This is a genomic window from Nocardiopsis oceani, assembly GCF_054777395.1.
In genome coordinates this window covers 1-21,263 of the sequence record NZ_BAAHAR010000065.1, presented here as the reverse complement: position 1 = coordinate 21,263, position 21,263 = coordinate 1, and the positions used below count along the sequence as shown (strand labels likewise).

The 21,263-nt window shown below is 71.6% G+C and carries 17 protein-coding genes; 6 read left to right on the top strand and 11 right to left on the bottom strand.

Annotated features, from left to right (window positions below; genetic code table 11):
- Positions 1-71: 71 nt before the first annotated feature.
- On the bottom strand, positions 72-344 hold the full coding sequence (locus ACYVDG_RS29715; protein WP_460761980.1) for a hypothetical protein: 273 nt from the start codon (positions 342-344) through the stop codon (positions 72-74).
- 258 nt (positions 345-602) lie between these two features.
- Between ACYVDG_RS29715 and ACYVDG_RS29710 the strand changes: the two genes are divergently transcribed.
- Entirely contained in the window at positions 603-1,181 is a 579-nt protein-coding gene (locus ACYVDG_RS29710) for a rhodanese-like domain-containing protein (protein WP_460761975.1), read from the top strand.
- Between the two features lie 37 nt (positions 1,182-1,218).
- Here the strand turns inward: ACYVDG_RS29710 and ACYVDG_RS29705 are convergent, their stop codons facing one another.
- The 4 genes from ACYVDG_RS29705 to ACYVDG_RS29690 form a co-directional block, all read right to left on the bottom strand.
- A complete protein-coding gene (locus tag ACYVDG_RS29705; protein ID WP_460761971.1) occupies positions 1,219-4,083 on the bottom strand; it encodes a helix-turn-helix transcriptional regulator in 2,865 nt (954 codons plus the stop codon).
- Positions 4,084-4,145: 62 nt separating this feature from the next.
- Positions 4,146-7,046, bottom strand: a complete 2,901-nt coding sequence (locus tag ACYVDG_RS29700; RefSeq protein ID WP_460761967.1) for a helix-turn-helix transcriptional regulator — start codon at positions 7,044-7,046, stop codon at positions 4,146-4,148.
- 44 nt (positions 7,047-7,090) lie between these two features.
- The gene (locus tag ACYVDG_RS29695) at positions 7,091-10,075 is read right to left on the bottom strand and encodes a helix-turn-helix transcriptional regulator (RefSeq protein ID WP_460761961.1); all 2,985 of its coding nucleotides are present in this window, start codon (positions 10,073-10,075) and stop codon (positions 7,091-7,093) included.
- A gap of 86 nt (positions 10,076-10,161) precedes the next feature.
- Positions 10,162-11,874 carry an MFS transporter gene (locus ACYVDG_RS29690; protein ID WP_460761957.1) on the bottom strand — a complete coding sequence of 571 codons (1,713 nt, stop codon included), beginning with the start codon at positions 11,872-11,874 and terminating at the stop codon, positions 10,162-10,164.
- A gap of 425 nt (positions 11,875-12,299) precedes the next feature.
- Between ACYVDG_RS29690 and panB the strand changes: the two genes are divergently transcribed.
- Positions 12,300-13,154: a 3-methyl-2-oxobutanoate hydroxymethyltransferase gene (gene panB, locus ACYVDG_RS29685; protein ID WP_460761954.1), complete on the top strand. Its 855-nt coding sequence runs from the start codon at positions 12,300-12,302 to the stop codon at positions 13,152-13,154.
- A 144-nt stretch (positions 13,155-13,298) separates the two neighbouring features.
- Positions 13,299-14,180, top strand: coding sequence for a sulfurtransferase (locus ACYVDG_RS29680; protein ID WP_460761950.1), 882 nt, complete (start codon positions 13,299-13,301; stop codon positions 14,178-14,180).
- A gap of 105 nt (positions 14,181-14,285) precedes the next feature.
- On the opposite strand, the gene ACYVDG_RS29675 is transcribed toward ACYVDG_RS29680, so the two are convergent.
- Both ACYVDG_RS29675 and ACYVDG_RS29670 read right to left on the bottom strand, forming a co-directional pair.
- Positions 14,286-15,539: an MFS transporter gene (locus ACYVDG_RS29675; protein WP_460761946.1), complete on the bottom strand. Its 1,254-nt coding sequence runs from the start codon at positions 15,537-15,539 to the stop codon at positions 14,286-14,288.
- Entirely contained in the window at positions 15,536-16,192 is a 657-nt protein-coding gene (locus ACYVDG_RS29670; protein ID WP_460761943.1) for a helix-turn-helix domain-containing protein, read from the bottom strand. Before ACYVDG_RS29670 ends, ACYVDG_RS29675 begins: the two co-directional genes overlap by 4 nt.
- A 182-nt stretch (positions 16,193-16,374) precedes the next feature.
- Here ACYVDG_RS29670 and ACYVDG_RS29665 point away from each other — a divergent pair, with 182 nt between their 5' ends.
- A complete protein-coding gene (locus tag ACYVDG_RS29665; protein ID WP_460761940.1) occupies positions 16,375-17,415 on the top strand; it encodes an LLM class F420-dependent oxidoreductase in 1,041 nt (346 codons plus the stop codon).
- A 50-nt stretch (positions 17,416-17,465) separates the two neighbouring features.
- On the opposite strand, the gene ACYVDG_RS29660 is transcribed toward ACYVDG_RS29665, so the two are convergent.
- Entirely contained in the window at positions 17,466-18,212 is a 747-nt protein-coding gene (locus ACYVDG_RS29660) for a helix-turn-helix domain-containing protein (protein ID WP_460761937.1), read from the bottom strand.
- A 30-nt stretch (positions 18,213-18,242) separates the two neighbouring features.
- On the opposite strand from ACYVDG_RS29660, the gene ACYVDG_RS29655 reads away from it, so the two are divergent.
- Positions 18,243-18,614, top strand: coding sequence for a hypothetical protein (locus tag ACYVDG_RS29655; RefSeq protein WP_460761933.1), 372 nt, complete (start codon positions 18,243-18,245; stop codon positions 18,612-18,614).
- A 72-nt stretch (positions 18,615-18,686) separates the two neighbouring features.
- On the opposite strand, the gene npdG is transcribed toward ACYVDG_RS29655, so the two are convergent.
- Together npdG and ACYVDG_RS29645 are read right to left on the bottom strand one after the other, a co-directional pair.
- Positions 18,687-19,382 (bottom strand): NADPH-dependent F420 reductase, encoded by a 696-nt coding sequence (gene npdG, locus ACYVDG_RS29650; protein WP_460761930.1) that lies wholly within the window; start codon positions 19,380-19,382, stop codon positions 18,687-18,689.
- 138 nt (positions 19,383-19,520) lie between these two features.
- On the bottom strand, positions 19,521-19,709 hold the full coding sequence (locus ACYVDG_RS29645; RefSeq protein WP_460761927.1) for a hypothetical protein: 189 nt from the start codon (positions 19,707-19,709) through the stop codon (positions 19,521-19,523).
- A gap of 126 nt (positions 19,710-19,835) precedes the next feature.
- Between ACYVDG_RS29645 and map the strand changes: the two genes are divergently transcribed.
- Positions 19,836-20,687: a type I methionyl aminopeptidase gene (gene map / locus ACYVDG_RS29640; RefSeq protein ID WP_460761923.1), complete on the top strand. Its 852-nt coding sequence runs from the start codon at positions 19,836-19,838 to the stop codon at positions 20,685-20,687.
- A gap of 137 nt (positions 20,688-20,824) precedes the next feature.
- Here the strand turns inward: map and ACYVDG_RS29635 are convergent, their stop codons facing one another.
- Positions 20,825-20,968 (bottom strand): DUF6247 family protein, encoded by a 144-nt coding sequence (locus tag ACYVDG_RS29635; RefSeq protein ID WP_460761918.1) that lies wholly within the window; start codon positions 20,966-20,968, stop codon positions 20,825-20,827.
- Positions 20,969-21,263 lie beyond the last annotated feature (295 nt).

The window sequence follows — 21,263 nt, the reverse complement described above, 5'->3', positions numbered from 1 at the left end:
ACACCCATGCATGCTTGAATACAAGTCCGCTGATTTTCAAGCAATAGCCTGCCCCGGAGCGGCGGGGAGTGTCAGCGGTGCTGCCCGTACTGAGGCCCGGTGTGCGGCTGTGGAGGGTGGTGCTGGGGTTGCTGGTGGGCCTGCTGCCCGGGCTGATGTTGAGGGGACATCCGCACCACCATCCGACCGAAAACCATCGCCAGGTCCCCCTGGGCGGCGACAATGCCGCCGATCATCAAAGCGATGGCAGCCAGCGCCATCCCGATCGGGTTCTCTTGGTCAGCGGAGTAGAAGAATGTTCCAGCAGCCATGAGGCCGCCGACGATGAGAAAAAGGTACTTCATGGCTGGGCACACTAGCGCACTCGGGCGTACCCGAGCCCTTCGTATCGGGGTTCTGGCTGGTTCCGGCCACGGTCCCGCTCGCCGCGGGGTCAGCATCAACCGATCCCCCGGTTGCGCCGGTATTCCCGGAGTCAGTGACCAGCACGTCACATACCCCTGGGGGTAGTATTGCCTACCAGGGTGGTCGACTAATCCGCTCAGGCCCCTCCAGCCGCCCTGCCCTGACCTTGCCCGACTCCATCTCCAGGAGCCACACACATGAGCAAGAACGTCGACGTCTCCGCCGTACGAGCACAGGTCGACAGCAACTCCGCACCGCTACTGGTGGACGTGCGCACCCCGGCTGAATTCGAGAGCGTGCGCATCCCCGGCGCGGTCAACCTCCCCCTCAGCGAGCTCAGCGCGCACGCCGAGCGCGTGGCCAGGGACGCCTCCGAGCAGGTTGTCCTCGTGTGCCAGACCGGCCCACGCGCCGAACAGGCCCAGAACAAGCTGGCCGCCGCGGGGCTGAGCGACACCGTCGTGATGACCGGCGGGATGAACGCCTGGACCGCCACCGACGCCCCCGCCGTGCGCGGCCGGGAACGCTGGGCCCTGGAGCGCCAGGTGCGCCTGGCCGCCGGCTCCCTGGTGCTGGTCTCGGCACTGGCTGGCTTGGCGTGGACCCCCGCTCTGTTCGTCGCCGCCTTCGTGGGCGCCGGGCTGACGTTCGCCGGTCTCACCAACACCTGCGGCATGGCCCACCTGCTGGCCAAGCTTCCCTACAACCAGCCCGCCGGCTCGGTGGACGTCGAGTCTTCCCTCGCCCGGATCAGCCGGGCCGGTTCCCGCGCATGAGCCGCGCGGCCGCCAGGCCTTCGCGCCACCGCCTGGCCTAACTGAGTCCGAGTTCTCGGGCCTTGGCGACGGCGGCCGTGCGGTTGGTGACCCCCAGCTTGCCCATCAGGTTGGTGACGTGCACGCTCACCGTCTTCGCGGAGATGAACAGCGCCTCGCCCACCTCCCGGTTGCTCAACCCCTTGGCCACCTCCACCAGAACCTCCGCCTCGCGCGCGGTCAGCCCGGCGGGGAGCACGGCCGGCTCCGCCGGGGCCGTGGCGCCGCCGAGCGCCTCGCGCATCTCGTCCACGAACTGGCGCACGAGGTGGACGTCGAACCCGGACAACAGGCCCTCGGCCCGCTCCAACAGCTCCCGCGCGTAGGCGTGCTCACCCGCGGCGCGGGCCGCCCAGAAGGCGCCGTACAGGTTGCGGACCAAGCCCGTCCGGTCGCCGCGTTCGGCGAGGGAGAGCGCCTCCTTCCAGTGGACGAGCGCCGTGGCGGGGTCCCCCTCCAGGAAACCCCACGAGGTGTTCCAGACCAGCTGGCCGATGGGCGCGACCGGCCAGTCGTCGTCCCCCAGCACGGAAGGCAGCCGACCCGCGAGCTCCTCCGCCAAGGCAACGTCCGCTGCCGTGCCCCGGCGGCGGAGCCGCCAGACGAGCTCGGCAGAGGTATTGATCCCGGTGAAGCTGAACTTGGTCTGGGAGAGCAGCCCGATGTCGGCCTCGCCCTCCAGCACCAGCCGTGCCGCTTCCTCGAGGCGCTCACCCGGCCCGTACATCAGCAGGCGCACTTCGGCGAGGTAGAGGCTCATGTACTCCATCGGTGTGGAGGTGGCCCTGGGCATGAGCTGGACGAAGGTGCCGATGGCTTCCCGGGCCCCCTCCCAGTCCCCGGCCACGATGAGCAAGTCGGCGAGCACGGCCTGCCTCCGGGCCTCGTCCCGGTCCTCGGACAGCGGGAAGCGGTCCAGCATCCGCCAGGCCTCGTCGAGCCTTCCCAAGGAGTGCAGCAGGCCGGCCGCCCCGGTGCTGTAACCGACCCCTTGGCTGCGTAGGACGCCCAGTTCGGCGCAGCGGTCGAGGATTTCCAGGCTGCTGCTGAGCGCGTCCTCGACGTGGAGGCGGTAGCGGTGGTGGACTCCGATGTTGTTGAGGCCGCGCAGCTCGACTTGGATCTCGCCCAGTTCCCGGGCGATGCGCACGCCCTCCTGCAGCATCTCCAGGGACGCGTCGGCGGCGAACACGTCCCCGAGGCTGCCCAGGGTGATGAGCGCGTCGGCCTCGCTGGCCCGGTTTCCGCCACGGCGGGCTTCCCCGACGGCGGCGCGGGCGGCCTCCTCGGCCTCCGCGCTCCGGCCCAGCAGCATGAGCACCGAAGCGGTCGTGGCGCTCACCGCGGCCCGCTCCGTGTGGTCCTCGGGCAGGAGGGCCGCGGCGGCGCGTAGGTCGTCCAGGGCCCCGGTCCGCCCCAGGTCCTTGTAGGCCCAGGCGCGGGCGACCAGCAGCCGGGCCGCCATCTCGGGGTCGGCGGCCGGGTCGAGCTCGGCGAGCGCCTCTGAAGCGTGGTCAACCGCCCTGCGCAGACTTCCCGCTACCTGCGCCGCCCTACAGACCTCCAGCAGGAGCTCGTCGTGGGACGCGTCCAGCCGGTCGGCGGCGTCGGGGACCAGCTCCCACAGTTCCAGGACCCGCTCCAGCAGCTCCAGGTGCTCGGGGTGGGCGGCGGAAGCAGCGGCCCGGTCGGCCGCCTCCCACGTCGCGGTCAGGGCCCGGGGGTGGTCGTGCGCTGCGTAGGCGTGGTGGGACAGCTGGGCGACCGCCTGGGCGCGGGGCAGACCGGGAACCCCGGCGTCGAGCACCTCCGCGTAGCGCCGGTGGGCCCGCACCCGCTGCCCCGGCAGGAGCTCACCCTTCACCGCCTCGGCGAGCAGCGCGTGCCGGAACACGTACCCGGTGTCGGTGGCACGCAGGACCCGGGCGTCGACGGCCGCGCGCAGCGCCTCGTCCAGGTCGTCCTCGGAGATCCCCGAGAGGTCGGCGACCTCGGCGAGCAGGACGTGCTCGACCCGGTCCCCGGCCACCGAGGCCAGGCCGAGGACCCGGCGGGCGGCTCCGGGCAGGGGTTCGACGGCGCGCAGCAGAAGCTCCCGGGGCCCGTCCGGGAGCGCGGTCGAGGGATCGGGCTCTGAGAGGAACGACTCGACGAAGAGCGGGTTGCCGCCGCTGCGCTCGTAGAGCAGGCCGGGATCGGTGCTGTCGTGGCCCAGGGCGGCGGCCTGCTGAGCCACCTCGCCCCGGGAAAAGGGGTCCAGGTCCAGCCGCGAGACCCGGGGCAACCGCTCCAGCTCGGGAAGGAGGCGGCGCAGCGGGTGCGTGCGGTGCAGGTCGTCGGAGCGCACCGACACCACCAGGTGCACCGGGACGGTGTCCAGGTTGCGCAGCAGGAAGACCAGCAGATCCCGTGTAGAGGCGTCCGACCAGTGCAGGTCCTCCACCACCACGACCAGGCCGCCCGGTTGCGCCCGCTCCTCCAGGAAGGTCAGCACCGCATCGAACAGGCGGGCACGGCTCTCCTCGGTGGCTTCGGGAGCCGCGCCCAGCCCCGGCACCAGGCGGGCCAGCTCGCCCCCGGCCGCGTCCCCCGCCCCTCCTTCGCGCACCAGCTGGCGCAGCACCGACGCGAAAGGCGCGAACGCCACGCCCTCCGTGCCCATCTCCAGGCAGCCGCCGACAGCGCCGCGGGCCAGCGGGGTGCGCTCCAAGTACTCCCCGATCAGCCGGGTCTTGCCGATTCCGGCGTCACCGCAGAGCAGGACCGCCCTCGACTCACCCTCCCGGGCTAGGCAGGCGTCGGAGAGGAGCTGGCTGAGGTGCGGTTTCCGGCCGACGAGGGCCGGGGCGTCCGAGGAGGGCATAGAGCTCAGTATGCCGAAACCCGGCCGTTCCGCGGCCGCCCCCGCAAACGCTCCCGCCCCGGCTATCCGAAGCCCAGCTCCCTGGCCTTGGCGACGGCGGCCGTGCGGTTGGTGACCCCCAGCTTGCCCATCAGGTTGGTGACGTGCACGCTCACCGTCTTCGCGGAGATGAACAGCGCCTCGCCCACCTCCCGGTTGCTCAACCCCTTGGCCACCTCCACCAGGACCTCCGCCTCGCGCGCGGTCAGCCCGGCGGGGAGGGCCTCCGGTGGCTTCGAACCCGGAGCCGACCGGAGCGCCTCGCGCATCTCGTCCACGAACTGGCGCACGAGGTGGACGTCGAACCCGGACAACAGGCCCTCGGCCCGCTCCAACAGGTCCCGCGCCCGCCCCGCCTCGCCCGCCTCGTGGGCGGACCGAAAGGCCACGTGGAGAAACACCGTGTAGTCGATCCGGGCGGCCCGTTCGGCCAGCGGCAGAGCCCGGTCCCAGTGGATCCGGGACCGGTCCGGGTCCCTCTCCAGCAAGGCCCGGCAGCTGTGCAGGGCCAGCTCCCCCATCGGCCCGGTCGGCCAGTCCTCCCGCGACAGCACCCGCAGCAGGAGCCCGGCGATCTCCTCGGCCAGCTCGAGGTCTCCTGGTGCCGCCCTGCGCCGCAGATGCCAGACCGTGCCCGCCTGGATGGTCAGGCCGCTGACGCTGATCCGGACCCGCGAGACCAGACCGATGTCGACCTCCCCCTCGAGGATCAGCCGGGCCGCCTCGGTCAGGCGTTCTTCCGGGCCGTACAGCAGGAGGAACAGCCGCGAGTAGTACTGGGACATGTACTCCACGGGGGAGGAAGTGTCCTTGGGCAGCAGGCGGGCGAACTCGTCGATCGCCTGTTGGGCGGCTCCCCAGTCACCCTCCATCATGTACAGCTGGGCCAGGATCGACTGGCGGCGGGCGCCGTCGCGGTCCGCGGCCGTCGCGTTGGCGCGCAACCACTCCCACGCCTCGTCCAACCGCCCGAGGGCGACGAGCGCGGAGACCACCCCGTTGACGTACCCATGCCCCTGGCTGCGCATCACCCCGAGTTCTGCGCAGCGGTCCACGGCCTCCCGTCCACGGGCCAACCACTCCTCGTACTCGAACCGGGTGCTGTGGTTGCCGCCCAGGTTGTTGATCCCGCGGAGCTCCACCGTGACGTCGCCCAGCTCCCGGGCGATGCGCACTCCCTCGAGCTGCATCTCCAGGGATGCGTCGGTGGCGAACACGTCTCTCAGACTGCCCAGGGTGATGAGCGCGTCGGCCTCGCTGGTCCGGTCACCGCTCCGTCGGGCCTCGTCGATCGCGACACGGCAGGCCTCGTCGGCCTCCTCTGCCTGTCCCTGCAGCATGAGGACCGAACCGGTCGTGGCGCTCACCGCCGCCCGCTCCGGATGGCCCTCGGGCAGGAGGTCGGCGGCGGACCGCAGGTCGTCCAGGGCGGCAGTACGGCCGAGTTCCTTGTACGCCCACGCCCGGGCGACCAGCAGCCGGACCGCCGTCTCGGGTTCGGCGGCCGGATCGAGCTCGGCGAGCGCCTCGGTGGCGTGGTCGACCGCACGGTGCAGGCTTCCCGCGAACTGTGCCGCCAGACTGACGTGCAGCAGGACTTCGCTGTGGGTCAGGTCCAGGAGTTCGGCGGCGTCGGGGACCAGTTCCCACAGCTCCACGACCCGCTCCAGCAGGTCCAAGTGCTCGGGGTAGGCGACGGAGACGGCGGCCCGCCCGGCCGCCTCCCAGGCGGCGGTCAGGGCACGGGAGTGGTCGTGAGCCGCGTAGGCATGGTGGGACAGCTGGGCGACCGTCTCCGCGCGGGGCAGACCGGGAAGGCCCTGCTCGGCTGCGTCCGCGTAACGGCGGTGAGCACGTACGCGCTCGCCGGGCATGAGGTCGTCGAAGACGGCGTCGGCGAGCAGCGCGTGCCGGAACACGTACCCGGTGCCGGTGGTGCGCAGGACCCGGGCGTCGATGGCCGGGCGCAGCGCCTGGTCCAGCTCGCCCTCGGAGACTCCCGAGCGGTCGGCGACCTCGGCGAGCAGGACGTGCTCGACCCTGTCCCCCGCCACCGAAGCCAGGCCGAGGACTCGGCGGGTGGCCTCCGGCAGGGGTTCGACGGCTCGGAGGAGGAGTTCGCGGGGGCCGTCCGGGAGCGCGGTGCCGAGTGGGTCGGGATCGGACAGGAAGGACTCGACGAAGAGCGGGTTGCCGCCGCTGCGCTCCAACAGCAGGTCGGGATCGGTGCTGTTGTGTCCCAGGGCGGCGGCCTGCTGGGCGACCTCGTCCCGGGAGAAGGGGTCCAGGTCCATCCGCGAGACCCTGGGGAGCCGTTCCAAGTCCGGGAGGAGGCGGCGCAGCGGGTGCGTGCGGTGCAGGTCGTCGGAGCGGACGGAGACCACCAGGTGCACCGGGACGGTGTCCAGGTTGCGCAGCAGGAAGACCAGCAGATCCCGTGTAGAGGCGTCCGACCAGTGCAGGTCCTCCACCACCACGACCAGGCCGCCGGGCCGGGACCGCTCCTCCAGGAGGGTCAGCACCGCCTCGAACAGGCGGGCACGGCTCTCCTCGGTGGCTTCGGGAGCCGCACCCAGCCCTGGCACCAGGCGGGCCAGCTCTCCCCCGGCCGTACCCCCTGCTCCACCACCTGCCCCGCCGTCGCGGACCAGCTGGCGCACCACGGACGCGAACGGCGCGAACGCCACACCTTCCGTACCCATCTCCAAGCAACCCCCGACAGCGCTGCGGGCCAGCGGGCTGCGCTCCAGGTACTCCGCGATCAGCCTGGTCTTGCCGATCCCTGCGTCGCCCAGCAGCAGGGTCGCGTGCGAGAGGCCTTCCGCCACCCCCGCGGCCTCGGTCAGGAGCCGGTGCACATGCGGGCCCCGGCCGACGAAAGCGGGCGGCGGGGCGTGCCCGGAGGCGGAGACGGAGGGGGACATGGCGCCCAGTATGCCGGGAAGGGGCGGCGGGCGCTCCGGCCCCGTCACACCAGCCCCAGTTCGCGGCCCCGGGCCGCGGCTGCGGTCCGGTTGGTGACCTCCAGCTTGCCCATGAGGTTGGTGACGTGCACGCTCACCGTCTTGGCGGAGATGAACAGCTCCTCGCCCACCTCCCGGTTGCTCAACCCCTTGGCCACCTGGGTCAGCACCTCCGCCTCGCGCCGGGTCAGACCCATCGGCAGAGTTTCCCCTGCGGGATCCGCCGCCGGGGGCGGGAGCGGCCCGGAGGTGAGTTCGGTGTGAGCGAGGGCGGCGGGTGCGGCGGGTGGCTCGCCCGGGTCCGGCAGGCCGTGGCGGGCGCGCAGGGCACGGGCCTCCCGCTCGAACAGGGCCATACTGTGGCGGGCCGCCAGGCGTCGGACGGCGGCGAGGTGCTCGGCAGCGCGTTCGCGGTCCCCTGCGCGCAGGGCGGCACGGACCGCCGCCAGCCGGTACTCGGCCCGCACGACGATGTGGCCGTCGGGTCCGAGGTCGCTCAGGGCAGCCTCGAACAGGGTCAGGGACTCCCCCGGGTCCGGGGACAGCCAGGCCTGGGAGGCCAGGTCCGCCGCACGCCAGTCGGAGTGCAGGGTCACCTGAGGCAGTTCGGTCAGGGCCTGGTGGATCTCCCCGGCCAGCTGCCGCGCCTGTGTGTCCGGTTCCTCGGCCAGCAGCACGGCGATCGAGGTGAACCACGCACGGGTGGAGCGGTACAGGCCCTGGAGCATCGAGACCACCGCCCCGTCACCGCGTGCTCGGGCCAACAGGTCGAGGGCCATCCTCCCGGCGTCCACCACGCGCCCTTCGTACAGGGCCAGCTGTTGCAGGACCATGTGGACCGGCAGGTGCTCCAGTGGCGAGGTCTCCCGTTCGGGGAGCACCCGGCGGAACTCCTCCGCCGTCGCGCGCACGGCCTCGGGCCGCCACCGGTACAGGTCCAGGTGCATGCGCAGGGTGAGCGCCCTGGCCTGGGTCACCCCGCCGTCGGGGATGGCGGACAGCAGTTCCTCGCTCTCGGCGAGGCGGCCCTGGGTGAAGCGGGTGACCGCCAGTCCGTACGTGAAAGCGCCGCCTTGGGTGCGGGTCAGTCCGAGAACTCGGCAGCGGTGGAGCCCCGCCAGTGACACCTGGGCGCTGTCCTCCAGCCGGTTCAGGTTCTTGAGGAGGCCGCCGAGGTTGATGAGGCCGCGGATCTCGGCCGGCACGTGGCCGACCTCCCGGGCCAGCCCGATGCCCTCCATAAGCTGCTGCAGGCCGCCCTCATAGTCGGTGGGGCTGCTGAGGGAGCCGAGGGTGATGAGGGCGTCCGCCTCGCTGCGCCGGTCACCGAGTTCCCGGGAGAGTCTGAGCGTACGGCGCGCAAAGGCAGCGGCCTCCTTCCGGTGGCCGCGCACCATGAAGGTGGCGGCCATGGTGGCGCCGACCGCCGGGGTGTCGGGGTGGTGGTACGGGAGCAGGAGAAGGGCCTCGCCCAGGTCCTCCATCGCGCCGTCCCGGCCCATCTCCTTGAGCGCCCGAGCGCGGGCGTGGCGCAGCCGGGCGATGCCCTCGGCGTGCTCAGGGGGTTCGCCTCTCGGGTCGTGCATGCCCGTGACCCCGAGCTCGTCCAGGCCATCGGTGGCGTAGCCGACCGCGCGGCGGAGCGAACCGGCGACGAGGCAGACCCCGGAAGCCCGGGCCAGCACCTCGTCGCGGCGGAGCCCGACGCGTTCGGCGGCGTCGGGCACCTGGTCCCACAGCTCCAGGACGCGCTCGGTCAAGGCGAGGTGCTCGGGGTAGGCGTCCACGGCGGCGGCATGTTCGGCGGCCCGCCAGGCGGAGGCGAGTGCGAGGGGCTGATCGTGCGCGGCGTAGGCGTGGTGGGCGAGCTGGACGGCCTGCTCGTGCTCGGGCATCCGCTCCACACCGCGTTCGAGGGCCTCGGCGTAGCGGCGGTGGGCGCGCACCCGCTCGCCCGGCATGAGGTCGGAGTACAGGGCCTCGGCGAGCAGGCCGTGCCGGAACACGTAGCCGTCCTGCGTGGTGCGCAGCACCTGGGCGTCGATGGCCGGGCGCAACGCGGACTCGAGCGCGTCCTCGGTGAAACCGGCGCGGCGGGCCGCGCGGGCCAGGAGGGTGTGCCGGACCCGGATGCCCGCCGCGGCGACCAGGCCGAGGACGCGTCGGGTGGGTTCGGGCAGGGGTTCGACGGCGGTGAGGAGGAGGTCGCGGGGGCCGTCCGGGATGGGCGCCCCGACGGGGTCGTTGCTGGCCAGGAACGACTCGACGAAGAGCGGGTTGCCGCCGCTGCGCTCGTGGAGCAGGTCCAGGTCGGCGGGGTCGAGCTCGGTGCCGCGCAGGGCGGTGGCCTGGGCGCCGACCTCGTCCCGGGAGAGGGGTTCGAGGTCGAGGCGGGCCACCCGGGGCTGCCGCTCCAGCTCTGGGAGGAGGCGGCGCAGCGGGTGCGTGCGGTGCAGGTCGTCGGTGCGCACAGTGACCAGGAGGTGGATGGGTGCGGGGCCGAGGTTGCGCAGCAGGAAGACGAGCAGGTCTCGGGTGGAGGCGTCGGACCAGTGCAGGTCCTCGATGACCAGGGTGAGGCCGTCGGGCCTGGCGCGTCCCTCGAGGTAGGTGAGGACGGACTCGAAGAGGCGGGCCCGGCTCTCGTCGGCGGCGCCCGCGGCACCGCCGAGTTCGGGCAGGAGGCGGCCCAGGTCCCCGGTGGGATCGGCGGCGGGCCCGCCGGAGCGCACCAGGTCGCGCAGGATCGCGGTGAAGGGGGCGAAGGGGACACCGTCGGACCCCAGTTCCAGGCAGCCGCCGACCGAGGAGAGGGTGTCGGGGGCCCGCCGGAGGTACTCGTCGACGAGCCGGGTCTTGCCGACCCCGGCGCCGCCGCAGACCAGCACGGCGCGGGACCCCTCCTCCTCGGTTCTGCGCCGGTCGGCGGTGAGGTGGGAGAGGTGCCCGCGGCGCCCGACGAAGACGGCGGAGGGTTCGTGGACCTGCATGCTGCCCAGTATGTCCGCTGGAACCCGATCGGGCACGTGGCTTTCGCGCCGGAACCCGCGGTTCTCCCGCGGGCAGAGAGCGGCCGTCAGGGCCGGGAGCGGTCCGTTCCGGTATCGCGGCCGCCTGGTCCGACGGTGCCACCGGGGTCCCCCGGACGGCTCTTGTCCTGGTCATCTCCCAGACTCTCGGCCGCACTCTCGGCGGTGTGCTCGGCGGGTTCCTCCTCCGTGTCCTCTGCGGAGGGTCCGGTTTGCCGGGTCGGCTGGTGGGTAGCGGCCTCGCGCGGCATCCACACCAGCACCACCACGAGCCCGATCAGGCCGGCGCACAGCGCCACCAGCGCCGCCAGGTGCAGGCCGGACAGGAAGGCCTCCTTTGCCGGGGCGACCAGGGCGTTCCCCTCCGCTCCCAGGCTCCGGGCCAGCGCCATGGTGCCCTCGATCGACTCCCCGGCCGCCCGCTGCTCCTCAGGGCTCACGTCGGACTCTTCCGCCACGGCGTCCAGGGCGGGTGCGATCCCGGAGCGGTAGTTGAAGGAGATCACCGCGCCCAGCACCGCGACACCCATGGCCGTGGCGACCTGGCGCACCGTGTTCTGGACCGCTGAGGCGGCACCGGCCTTGCCGGGCGGGACCGACGACATGATCGCGTCGGTGGCGGGGGTGAGCACTACCGCCATCGCCGAGGCCTGCAGGAAGAAGAACCCGATGATGAGCACCAGCGGGGTGTCCACCGCGATCTGCGTGTAGAAGAGGAAGCTGCAGCACACGATCGCCACACCCACCGTCGCGAGCGTGCGCGGGCCGACCCACCGCACCAGGGTCGGGCTGAGCGGCGCGAAGACCATCTGGCCCAGGGCCGCGGGGAGCACCAGCAGACCGGCGATGAACGGGGTGAACTCGCGGACGCTCTGCCAGTAGAAGCTGAGGAAGAAGATGATCCCGGCCATGCTGAAGAACAGCACCATGATGGCGGCGATGGAGACGCTGAACCGGGGGTCGCGGAAGAAGCGCACGTCCAGCGAGGGGTTGGGAGTGCGCGCTTCGTGCAGCAGGAACAGTACGATCACCGCCACTCCCAGCAGCAGTGCCCCGTACACGTCCCAGTCGGCCAGCGAGGCCCGCTCCCCCGCGGTGATGATGCCGTAGATGAGCAGGACCAGGCCCGGGACGGACAGCACGACCCCGAGCACGTCGAGGCGCCCGGGGTTCTCGTCCTGGGACTCCGGGATGAGCACGTACATCAGCGCCAGGCCGACGAGCACGAACGGCACGTTGACCAGGAAGATCGAGCCCCACCAGAAGTTCTCCAGGAGCAGACCGCCCGCCGAGGGCCCGATCGCCATCGCCAACCCGACCGCGCCCGCCCACAGCCCGATCGCCTTGCCGCGTTCCTCAGCCGGGAAGACGTTGGTGATCACCGACAGGGTCTGCGGCATCACCATCGACGCGCCGAACCCCATCACTGCGCGCGCCGCGATGAGCTGCTCGGGGCTCTGGGAGTAGGCCGACAGCGCCGAGGCCGCACCGAACACCGCGAGCCCGGCCACGAGCATCCGCCGTCTGCCCCACCGGTCGCCGAGCACACCGAACGTGAACAGCAGTCCAGCGAAGACCAGGGTGTACGAGTTGATCGCCCACGCCAACTGCGACTGGCTGGCGCCGAGCCCGTCCACGGGATCGGAGAGCGTGCGCAGTGCGACGTTGAGGATCGTGTTGTCCGCCACGATCACCAGCAGGCAGATGATGAGCACCGCCAGCCCGCCCCACCTGCGCCGATACGCTGTCTGCCGGTCCACGGGCACACCTTCCGATCCACGGCGCCCGCCCGCCGGCGGAGACCACACGCCCCCGCGGCCGCCCGGGTCCAACGGTGTGGGCCGGTGCCGCTGCCATGCTAACCACCCGGCAGCCGGCGGTGGGAGAGACGTCCCTTCACCCGACCCCTGCTGTCGCCCGGAGTACCGCCCCCGGCGGGGTACGGGCTGTCGGCGCCATGCGATGATGCAGGCGTGCGGCCCCCGCACACCTGTTCCCGCCGCACCGGCCCGCCGGGTGGTCAGGGACCGGAGGCCGGGGAACAACCCGCACCGCCACACCGTTCCCTTCGGGGAACTCGTCCCTTCGGGGAACCCGCGCGAGTGCGCGCACGACAGTTGTTTCCGTCCACAGGTCCGGGGACACCCCACGCGGGTGCTTCGAGACACCGGAGGAAGAACCCATCATGAGCACCACAGCCAAGACCCCTTCCGCGGGCAACGCCCTGTACGGCGGGGTCACCAACCGACGCGTCACCATCCGCGACCTGGCCCTGGCCAAGCAGCGCGGCGAACGCTGGCCGATGCTGACCGCCTACGACGCCCTCAGCTCCCGGATCTTCGACGAGGCGGGCATCCCCGTCCTCCTCGTCGGCGACTCCGCCGCCAACGTCGTCTACGGGTACGACTCCACCGTCCCGGTGACGGTGGACGAACTCATCCCGCTCACCGCAGCCGTCGCCCGTTCCACCAAGCGGTCACTGGTCGTGGCCGACCTGCCCTTCGGCTCCTACCAGGGCTCCCCCCAGCAAGCGCTGGAGGCGGCCACCCGCTTCATGAAGGAGGGCAACGCCCAAGCAGTGAAGCTGGAGGGCGGCCACACGGTCGCGCCCCAGGTCGAACTCCTGGTGTCGGCCGGCATCCCGGTCATGGGCCACGTCGGCCTGACCCCGCAGTCCGTGAACACCCTCGGCGGCTACCGCGTGCAGGGCCGGGGCGAGGCGGCAGCCAGTCTGCTCAAGGACGCAAAGGAGCTGGAGCGCGCGGGCGCGTTCTCGGTGGTCCTGGAAGCGGTTCCGGCCGACTTGGCCGCGCAGGTCACCTCGCAGCTGGCCGTGCCCACCATCGGTATCGGCGCGGGTCCGTCCACCGACGCGCAGGTGCTGGTGTGGCAGGACATGGCCGGGCTGAGCCCGCGGGTGGCCAAGTTCGTCAAGACCTACGCCAACCTGGCCGAGACCCTGCGCGACGCCGCGTCCGACTACGCGGACGAAGTCGTCAGCGGCAGCTTCCCGGCCGAGGAGCACACCTACTCCAGCTGATCATCCAAGTGACCGCCGCCCGGATTCCGGGCGGCGGTTTCTCGAATGCCGGAGACAGCCGGGCCGACGTGCCAGCCGGAACAACACGGACCAGCAGCGAGTTGGGGACTCCCAACGGTTCGTACCGACTGCAAAGGAGCGGGCATGTCACCGAGCACAGCACCGACCGTCAGCGTGGCCTGGCTTGCGCAGCACCTCGACGACGACGATCTCGTCCTCCTCGACTCGACCACCCACCTGAGCATGCCGGCCCAGGGGCCGTACACCGTGGAGTCGGGCCGGACCACCTTCGACGCCGAGCACATCCCCGGTGCGCTCTTCGCCGACCTGCTCACCGACTTCGCCGACCCCGACGCCTCCGCGCCGTGGACCGTCCCGTCATCGGAGCGCTTCGCGGACAGCGCCGGGGCGTTGGGGATCGGTCCCGGCACGCAGGTCGTGGTCTACGACCAGACCACGGGGTTCTGGGCGACGCGCCTGTGGTGGCACCTGCGGTTGGAGGGCTTCGACGACGTGAAGGTCCTCGACGGCGGCCTGCGCGCGTGGAAGGCGGCGGGTCAGCCGGTCACCGACGAGCCCTCCCCCGCACCTGAGCCCCGGACCTTCGAGGCGCGCCGCCGCCCCGAGCTCCTGCGCTCCACCGGGGAGGTGGCCGCGTCCCTCAATGACCAGGGGACCGTGCTGGTCAACGTCCTGGACCCGGAGACCTACCGGGGCGACAAGGTCACCTACAGCCGGGCCGGGCACATCCCCGGCAGCATCAACCTGCCGGTCAGCGAGGTCACGGACCCGGCGACGGGAGCCCTCAAGCCCACAGCGGAACTGCGGGCGCTGTTCGAGGAGAAGGGCCTGCTCGAACCGGGCGTCACCCCGGTCACCTACTGCGGCGGAGGCATCGCCGCGACAGGGGTGGCCCATGCCCTGTCGCTGGCCGGACGTGAGGACGTGGCGGTCTACGACGGCTCGATGACCGCATGGGCCGCCGACGACTCCCTCCCCCTGGTCACGGGCGACAAACCCGGGTAGGCCCCGGCTTCGGCCCGTAGGGCCCCGGCCCCGGCACGACGGGCCCGGGGCCGACATGGCTGGGCCGGGGTCCGGGGCCAGCACGAAGAGTCCGGGAACGGGCGGCTAGGGCGCAGAGCGCTCCGATGCGGACTCCGGTTCCTCCGGTGGGCGCTCCAGGCCGCGGGATGCCTTTCCGAAGGCGGGCAGGGCTACCGCGGCCAGGTAGACCGCCGCCCCCGCCACCAGGACCGGGGAGACTCCGAGCAGGCCGATGGCCACGCCGATGCCCGGGGCCGCGACCGGGGCACCCAGACGGGTCAGCGCGCCGACCATCGCCATACCGCGTCCCACCATGTGCTTGGGCAGCCGCTCGAAGATGATCGCGGACAGGATCGGGTTGATCAGCCCGCCGCCCAGGCCGGACACCGCCCACACCACCAGGACGGCCCACAGCGGGACGTCCATGGCCAGCACCAGGATGCGCGGCGGACCGGCGATCACCATGGCCGCGAAGAAGGCGGCTCTGCGGGGAAGCCGGTGCCCGATCCAGGCGGCGACCAGCGAACCCACCACCGAGGCGCCGCCGAGCGTTCCCGCCACCAGTCCCACGGCCTCGGGCCCCCATCCGCCCTCGTACGCCCAAATGGGCAGGGCCAAGGTCATCACGGCGACGTCCACGATGTTGGTCACCAGGACCATCGCGACGAGCATCCGCAGCGGCAGGTCGCCCCAGACCGCCCGCCAGCCCGCGTACAGTCGGACCAGATAGCCGTCCTCCGCCTCGGGGTCCGCCTCCGCCCGTCCCGCTGCTTCCGTGTCCCGGCGCAGCATGAGCGCCAGCACGAGCGCGGACAGGATCATCAGCGCGGCGTTGAGGTAGAGGGCGGTGAGGGCGCCCAGCGCGGCGACCACCGCACCGGCCATGATCGGCCCCACGGTCATGGAGAGCCGGTCCACGGTCCCGGTCAGCCCGGTGACGCGCTCCAGGCGCACCCCGGACGCGGCGGCAACGAACGGGGACAGCGAGACCTTCGCCGCCTCCGCGGGGCCGGTGGCCAGGCCGATCACCGTGACCAGGACGAGCAGCACCGGGAAGGGCAGCAGTCCGGCGGTGAACAGGACCGGTACCGCCAGCAGGGCCGCGGCGGCGATCAGGTCCACCCGGATGCTCACTGCACGCTGGCCCACCCGGTCCAGGATCGGCCCGACGAACAGGCGGGCCAGGGTGTAGGCGCCCATTTCGAAGAGGGTGACCAGGCCCATCTGCGCGGGGCTTCCGGTGGTCTCCAGGACGAACCAGGGGATGGCGATCATGGCCAGCCGGGTGCCCGTGTAGGCCAAGGCCTCGGAGGTGATCAGGCCGACGATCGGTCTCATGGGGCGTCCTCGGGGTCCTCGTCCGGTGGGCTCTCACCTGTCGGGTCCTCGGGGTCGGGGCTGGGGAAGGCGGCGAGGTGCACGTTGACGGCCCGCGCCCCGGAGGTGTCCGCGTCCTGCCGGTCCGAGGTGTCCGCGTAGCGGTTGAGGACCTCGCGCAGCTCCTCCCGCATCCCCTGCAGTTGTTCCAGCGTGAGGCTCATCGTGCGGTCGGCCATCATCTGGGCCTCGCGCCACCCCTCGGGTTGGGAGGACCACAGGTTGACGGCAGCGCTCAGCTGTTCGGCCCAGCGCGCGGCCATTGCGTGGCGGACAGTCGTGCTGAGCTCGGGCGCCTCGGTGTCGAGGCTCTCCGGCAGCCGGAAGCCCTTGTGGACGGAGCGCCACCAGCGCTCCTTGGAGGTGCCCAGCTCGGGGGCCTCCTCGATGAAGCCGTAGGTGCTCAGCTGGCGCAGGTGGTAGCTGGCCGAGGCGGAGGAGATGCCGAGCTTCTCCGAGACGGTCTTGCCGGTGGCGGGGCCGCGTTGGAGGAGCTGGTGGACGCGCATGCGCAGCGGGTGCGCCAGCCCGCGCAGGGAGCGCGCGTCGAGGACGGCGGCGTTCTCGAAGGGGTCCGGGACTTCCCGGTTCTCGTGGGAGGGCGTGTCGCTCATCCTTCGACCATAGATACCCAAGACTTCTTGGCCAAGAGTTGTTGGGCAAGAAATCTTGGGCAACAACTCTTGGGAGTGGAGTCGAGGAGGCCGCTTCAGGAACCGAATGTGATTCGGTAGTAGGGTGGCGCCATACCGAGCACCGACGCGGGCCGGGGTCCGGCCCACCGGGAGGACAGCAGATGCGCATCTCGATGCCGCTCCAGTACGCGGGTGAACCCAAGGCCGCCGTCGACCAGGTCGCCGAGCTGGAGAAGGCCGGGCTGGACACCGTGTGGGTCGCCGAGGCCTACGGCTACGACAGCCCCACCCTGATGGGTTACCTGGCCGCCCGCACCGAGCGCGTGACGATCGGCTCGGCCATCCTGCCGATGTACAGCCGCACCCCCACCCTCATCGCGATGACCGCGGCGGGGCTCGACTACCTGTCCGACGGGCGCGCCATCCTCGGACTGGGCGCCAGCGGACCGCAGGTCATCGAGGGGTTCCACGGGATCCCGTACACCAAGCCGCTCGGCCGCACCCGCGAGACCGTCGAGATCTGCCGCAAGATCTGGGCCCGCGAGGAGCGCCTGACCCACGACGGCAAGGTGTTCCAGCTGCCGCTGCCGCCGGAGCAGGGCACCGGCCTCGGCAAGCCGCTCAAGATCATCAACCACCCGGTGCGCCCGGAAATCCCGATCTTCGTGGCCTCCCTCGGTGAGAAGAACGTCGAGATGACCGCCGAGATCGCCAACGGCTGGCTGCCGCACCTGTTCATCCCGGAGAAGGCCGAGGGCGTGTGGGGCGACTTCCTCGCCAAGGGCAAGGCCAAGCGCGACCCGAAGCTCGGCGAACTGGAGATCTCCGCGGGCGGCCTGCTCGCCATCGGGGAAGGTGAGGAGACCAAGAAGCTCCTGGAGTTCACCCGCCCGATGATCGCGCTGTACGTGGGCGGGATGGGCGCCAAGGGCAAGAACTTCTACAACACGGTCGCCCAGCGGTACGGCTACGAGGAGGCCGCTGAGAAGATCCAGGACCTCTACCTGGCCGGGAAGAAGGACGAGGCCGCGGCCGCGGTGCCGGACGAGTTCGTGGAGCTGACCAACCTGGTCGGCCCCGAGTCCTACGTCCGCGAGCGGGTGGAGGCCTTCCGCGCCGCCGGCGTCACCCAGCTCAACGTCACCCCGGTGGGCGACAACCCCGCCAAGCTCATCGAGAAGGTCAAGGAGTGGGCCTCCTAGGAGCCCTTGAACACTCCGAACGGCGCCGCCCCGGGTTCCCGGGGCGGCGGCTACCGGCCCCGGAGGGGTAGGGCCTTCGGCGCATGCCCCGAACTCCTTCCACGCAGGGAGCCGGGGGTCCGGCCGATCAGGCTGCCCGCGGTCCGGGTGAAGTGCGCCTGGTCGGCGAACCCGGCCTCCGCGGCGGCCTCCGCGAGCGATGAGTGCGCGAGCGCGCTGATGGCGGCCCGCAGGCGCGCCCACCGCCGCAGTCGTACGAGCGGCACCCCGACGGCGTCCCCCACGAGTGCCCGGAGCCGCACCGGGGACAGGCCGACCTCACCGGCGATCGAGGAGATCGGCAGGTCCGTTGCCCCGGCACTGGACCGGACCGCGTACTCCAACCGCGGATCGAGGCCCCGCCCCGCGCCCGACACCCGTGTGAGTTCGGCGAAGGCCGCGTCGGGGTCCGCCCCACCGTCCATGACCGGCCCCAGCGCATCCAGCAACCACCGCACCCGGTTCTCGTCCAGTACAGCCGGACACCGGTCGGTCTCCAGCGACCAGGGGTCGACGAACAGTGCCGCGAACGCGCCCTCAGCAGCGCACGTGTGCTCCAGCTCGGGTGGAACGACCACCCCGGCCCCGATGACCGACCGCCCCGTCCCCAGCCCCACCTCGACAGGACCACCGACGCCCAGGACGACCTTCCACGCCGGTTCCCGGTGCCGCGTCACACCGAACGCGGCGTCCTCCATGAACACCGTCACCGTGTCCCCGGCCACGAACGCCGCCCTCCGAGCGTTCCGTTCAAGCAACCACGAACGTCCGGCGCGCATCATCGCCCCATGTCCACTCTTGCTGCCTTCGCCCTTGCGCTCTTCCTCGCCGCTGCCGGGGTCTGCCACTTCGTCTTTCCACAGTACTTCCGCTCCCTCGTACCCGCCTGGCTCGGCCGTGCGGCCAAGCCCTTGGTCGTCGCGAGCGGACTCGCGGAGCTCATCCTCGCCCTCCTGCTCATCGTCCCCGAGGCGCGCTCCTTGGCCGCCTGGGGCGCGGCCGCGCTCATCACGACCTACATGGCCTCGCACGTCGACGCCCTGGTCAAGGCTGACCGCGCGGCGCCACGCGTACTGGAACGCCCGCTCGGCGCGATCATCCGCATCGTGGTGAACCTTCTCTACGTCGCCTGGGCGGTCACCGTGGCCGTCACCTGGTAAAACGAACGGCGCCGCCCCGATTCTTTCGGGGCGGCGCCGTTCGCGTGTGCGGGGTGTGGGAGGGAGTCGGTGCTAGAGACCGGTGATCCGGATCCCCGCGTGGGTCTTGTAGCGGCGGTTGACCGCGATCAGGTTGGCGGTGAGCGCCTCCACCTGGTGGGCGTTGCGCAACCGGCCGCCGAACACACCGCGCACCCCGGGGATCCGGTCGGCCAGGGCGCGCACGACGTCGGTGGCCGCACGGTCCTCGCCCAGCACCAGCACGTCCAGGTCCACCTCCTCGACCTCGGGGTCCAGGAGGGTCACGGCCGACACGTGGTGGAACGCGGCGGTGACCCGGCTGCCCGGCAGGACTTCGGCGGCCTGCTGGGCCGCGCTGCCCTCGGCGACGTCCAGGGCGAAGGGCCCCTTCTTGTCGAAGCCGAGCGGGTTGACGCAGTCCACCACGATCTTGCCCGCCAGCTTGTCGGCCAGAGACACCAGCAGCTCCCGGTGGCCGTCCCACGGCACGGCGACGATGACGATGTCACCCTGCTCCGCGGCCTCGGCGTTGGCCAGACCGTGCACCTGGATGGTCGTGGACTCGGCCTCGACGAGCTCGCCCGCGGCCTTGGCGGCCCGCTCGGCGCTGCGGGAACCGATATGGACGGTGTGGCCCGCCAAGGCGAACCGGCGGGCCAGGCCGCGCCCCTGGTCACCCGTACCGCCCAGGACGGAGACGGTCTGCCCGGCGATGTCCGCGCCCTGCGACGCGTTCTGTTCACTCATGGGCCGATCCTGTCAGAGGGGGGTTCGGGCCGGAACGCGCAGGGCCGGTCTCCTCGCGACCTGTGGCGACCGGCCTTCCGTGCGTGTCCGGGGTGTCCTGCCTGTCAGCTGGTCCGACCCGGTGGATGGTTCAGCCGGTCAGCTGTTGCCCTCGTTCTCCTCTTCCTCGTCCCACGCCTCGTTGCGTTCGGCCGCGATGTTCAGGGCGCGCGCCGCGGTGCCCTCGTCCGGGTAGGGGCCGAGTCGCTGGCTGTTGGGGCAGCCCGCGCCGTGCTCGACCTTGCTGTGCTTGAGACAGAACCACCAGTCGTCCTGTACTTCGCTCACTACCGACCGCCTCTCGCTCGTTCCCGGTGTGGGGCACACCTACCCGTACCGGCGTACTCCTCACACCCAGCTGAGGGCCCCGGGGTCCGGCCAGGTGGGTGCGCCTACGAACTACAATCTGTGTACATGACTACTCCGCTGGTTCCTGGGCGCATCTCGCCGCAACGTTCGGTCCCCTCGCACATCGTCCGGCCGGAGTACGTGGGGAAAAAGCACCCGGTGGAAGGTGTCCTCGGCGACTTCCAGACGCCGGAGACCCTCGAGAAGATGCGGGTCGCGGGCCGGATCGCCGCGCAGGCCCTCGAAGAGGTCGGTAAGAACATCCAGCCGGGTGTGACCACGGACGAGCTGGACCGGATCGGCCACGAGTTCCTGCTGGACCACGGCGCCTACCCCAGCACACTGGGATACAAGGGCTACCCGAAGTCGCTGTGCTCCTCGCTCAACGAGGTCATCTGCCACGGCATCCCCGACGACACGGTGGTCGGTGACGGCGACATCGTCAACATCGACATCACCGCCTACAAGGACGGCGTGCACGGCGACACCAACGCCACCTTCCTCTCCGGGAACGTTTCCGAGGAGAACCGCCTCCTCGTTGAGCGCACCCGCGAGGCCACGATGCGGGCCATCAAGGCCTGCCGTCCGGGCCGCCAGATCAACGTGATCGGCCGGGTCATCGAGTCGTACGCCAAGCGCTTCGGTTACGGCGTGGTCCGCGACTTCACCGGTCACGGTGTGGGCCCCGAGTTCCACTCCGGCCTGGTCATCCCGCACTACGACGACCCGCGCGCCACCGCCGTGATGGAGCCGGGCATGACCTTCACCATCGAGCCCATGATCACGCTGGGCGGGGTGGAGTACGACATGTGGGACGACGGCTGGACCGCCGTGACCGCCGACCGCAAGTGGACGGCCCAGTTCGAGCACACCCTGGTCATCACCGACTCCGGCGCGGAGATCCTCACCCTGCCGTAGTCCCCTGGCGTCTTGGGCCCCGGCCGCCGCCCCCGCTTTTCACAGGGGGCGCCGCCGGGGCTCACGCACGTCCGGTAGCTGCCAGGCTCGCGGGCAGACCCGCGCCCTGCCCCGGGTGCGGAGTCGGCTTGCTGCGATTACAGGCCCAGCTCCGACTTGAGTTGGGACCAGGGCACGGTCGAGACGGGCTCACCCCGCTCAGCTCGCGCAGCCGCGTCCAACATGTGGTAGTGCGGCTCTGGGTCTCTGGAGGGCATGGCCACGTCCCACCAACGGCCCATGCCCTTGTCCATACCGGAGAGATCGGGGGTTGCCCCGAGGGTGGGGGTGCTTCGGTGGCGTTGGCCTGCTCTGGTGGCTTGGGGGTTGCCTTGGTGGCTTGGGGGTTGCCTTGGTGGCTTGGGGGTTGCCTTGGTGGCTTGGGGGTTGCCTTGGTGGCTTGGGGGTGTCCTCCTTTCCCGCCGCCCGATTGTGGCCGTCTCCGCTGCGCGCCTCAAGGTCGTCGCCATCGAGCGCTTCGCGCGTCAACGGCGCTCCACCTTGACCCGCTCCGCTACGACGGCGGGTTGGCGGCTA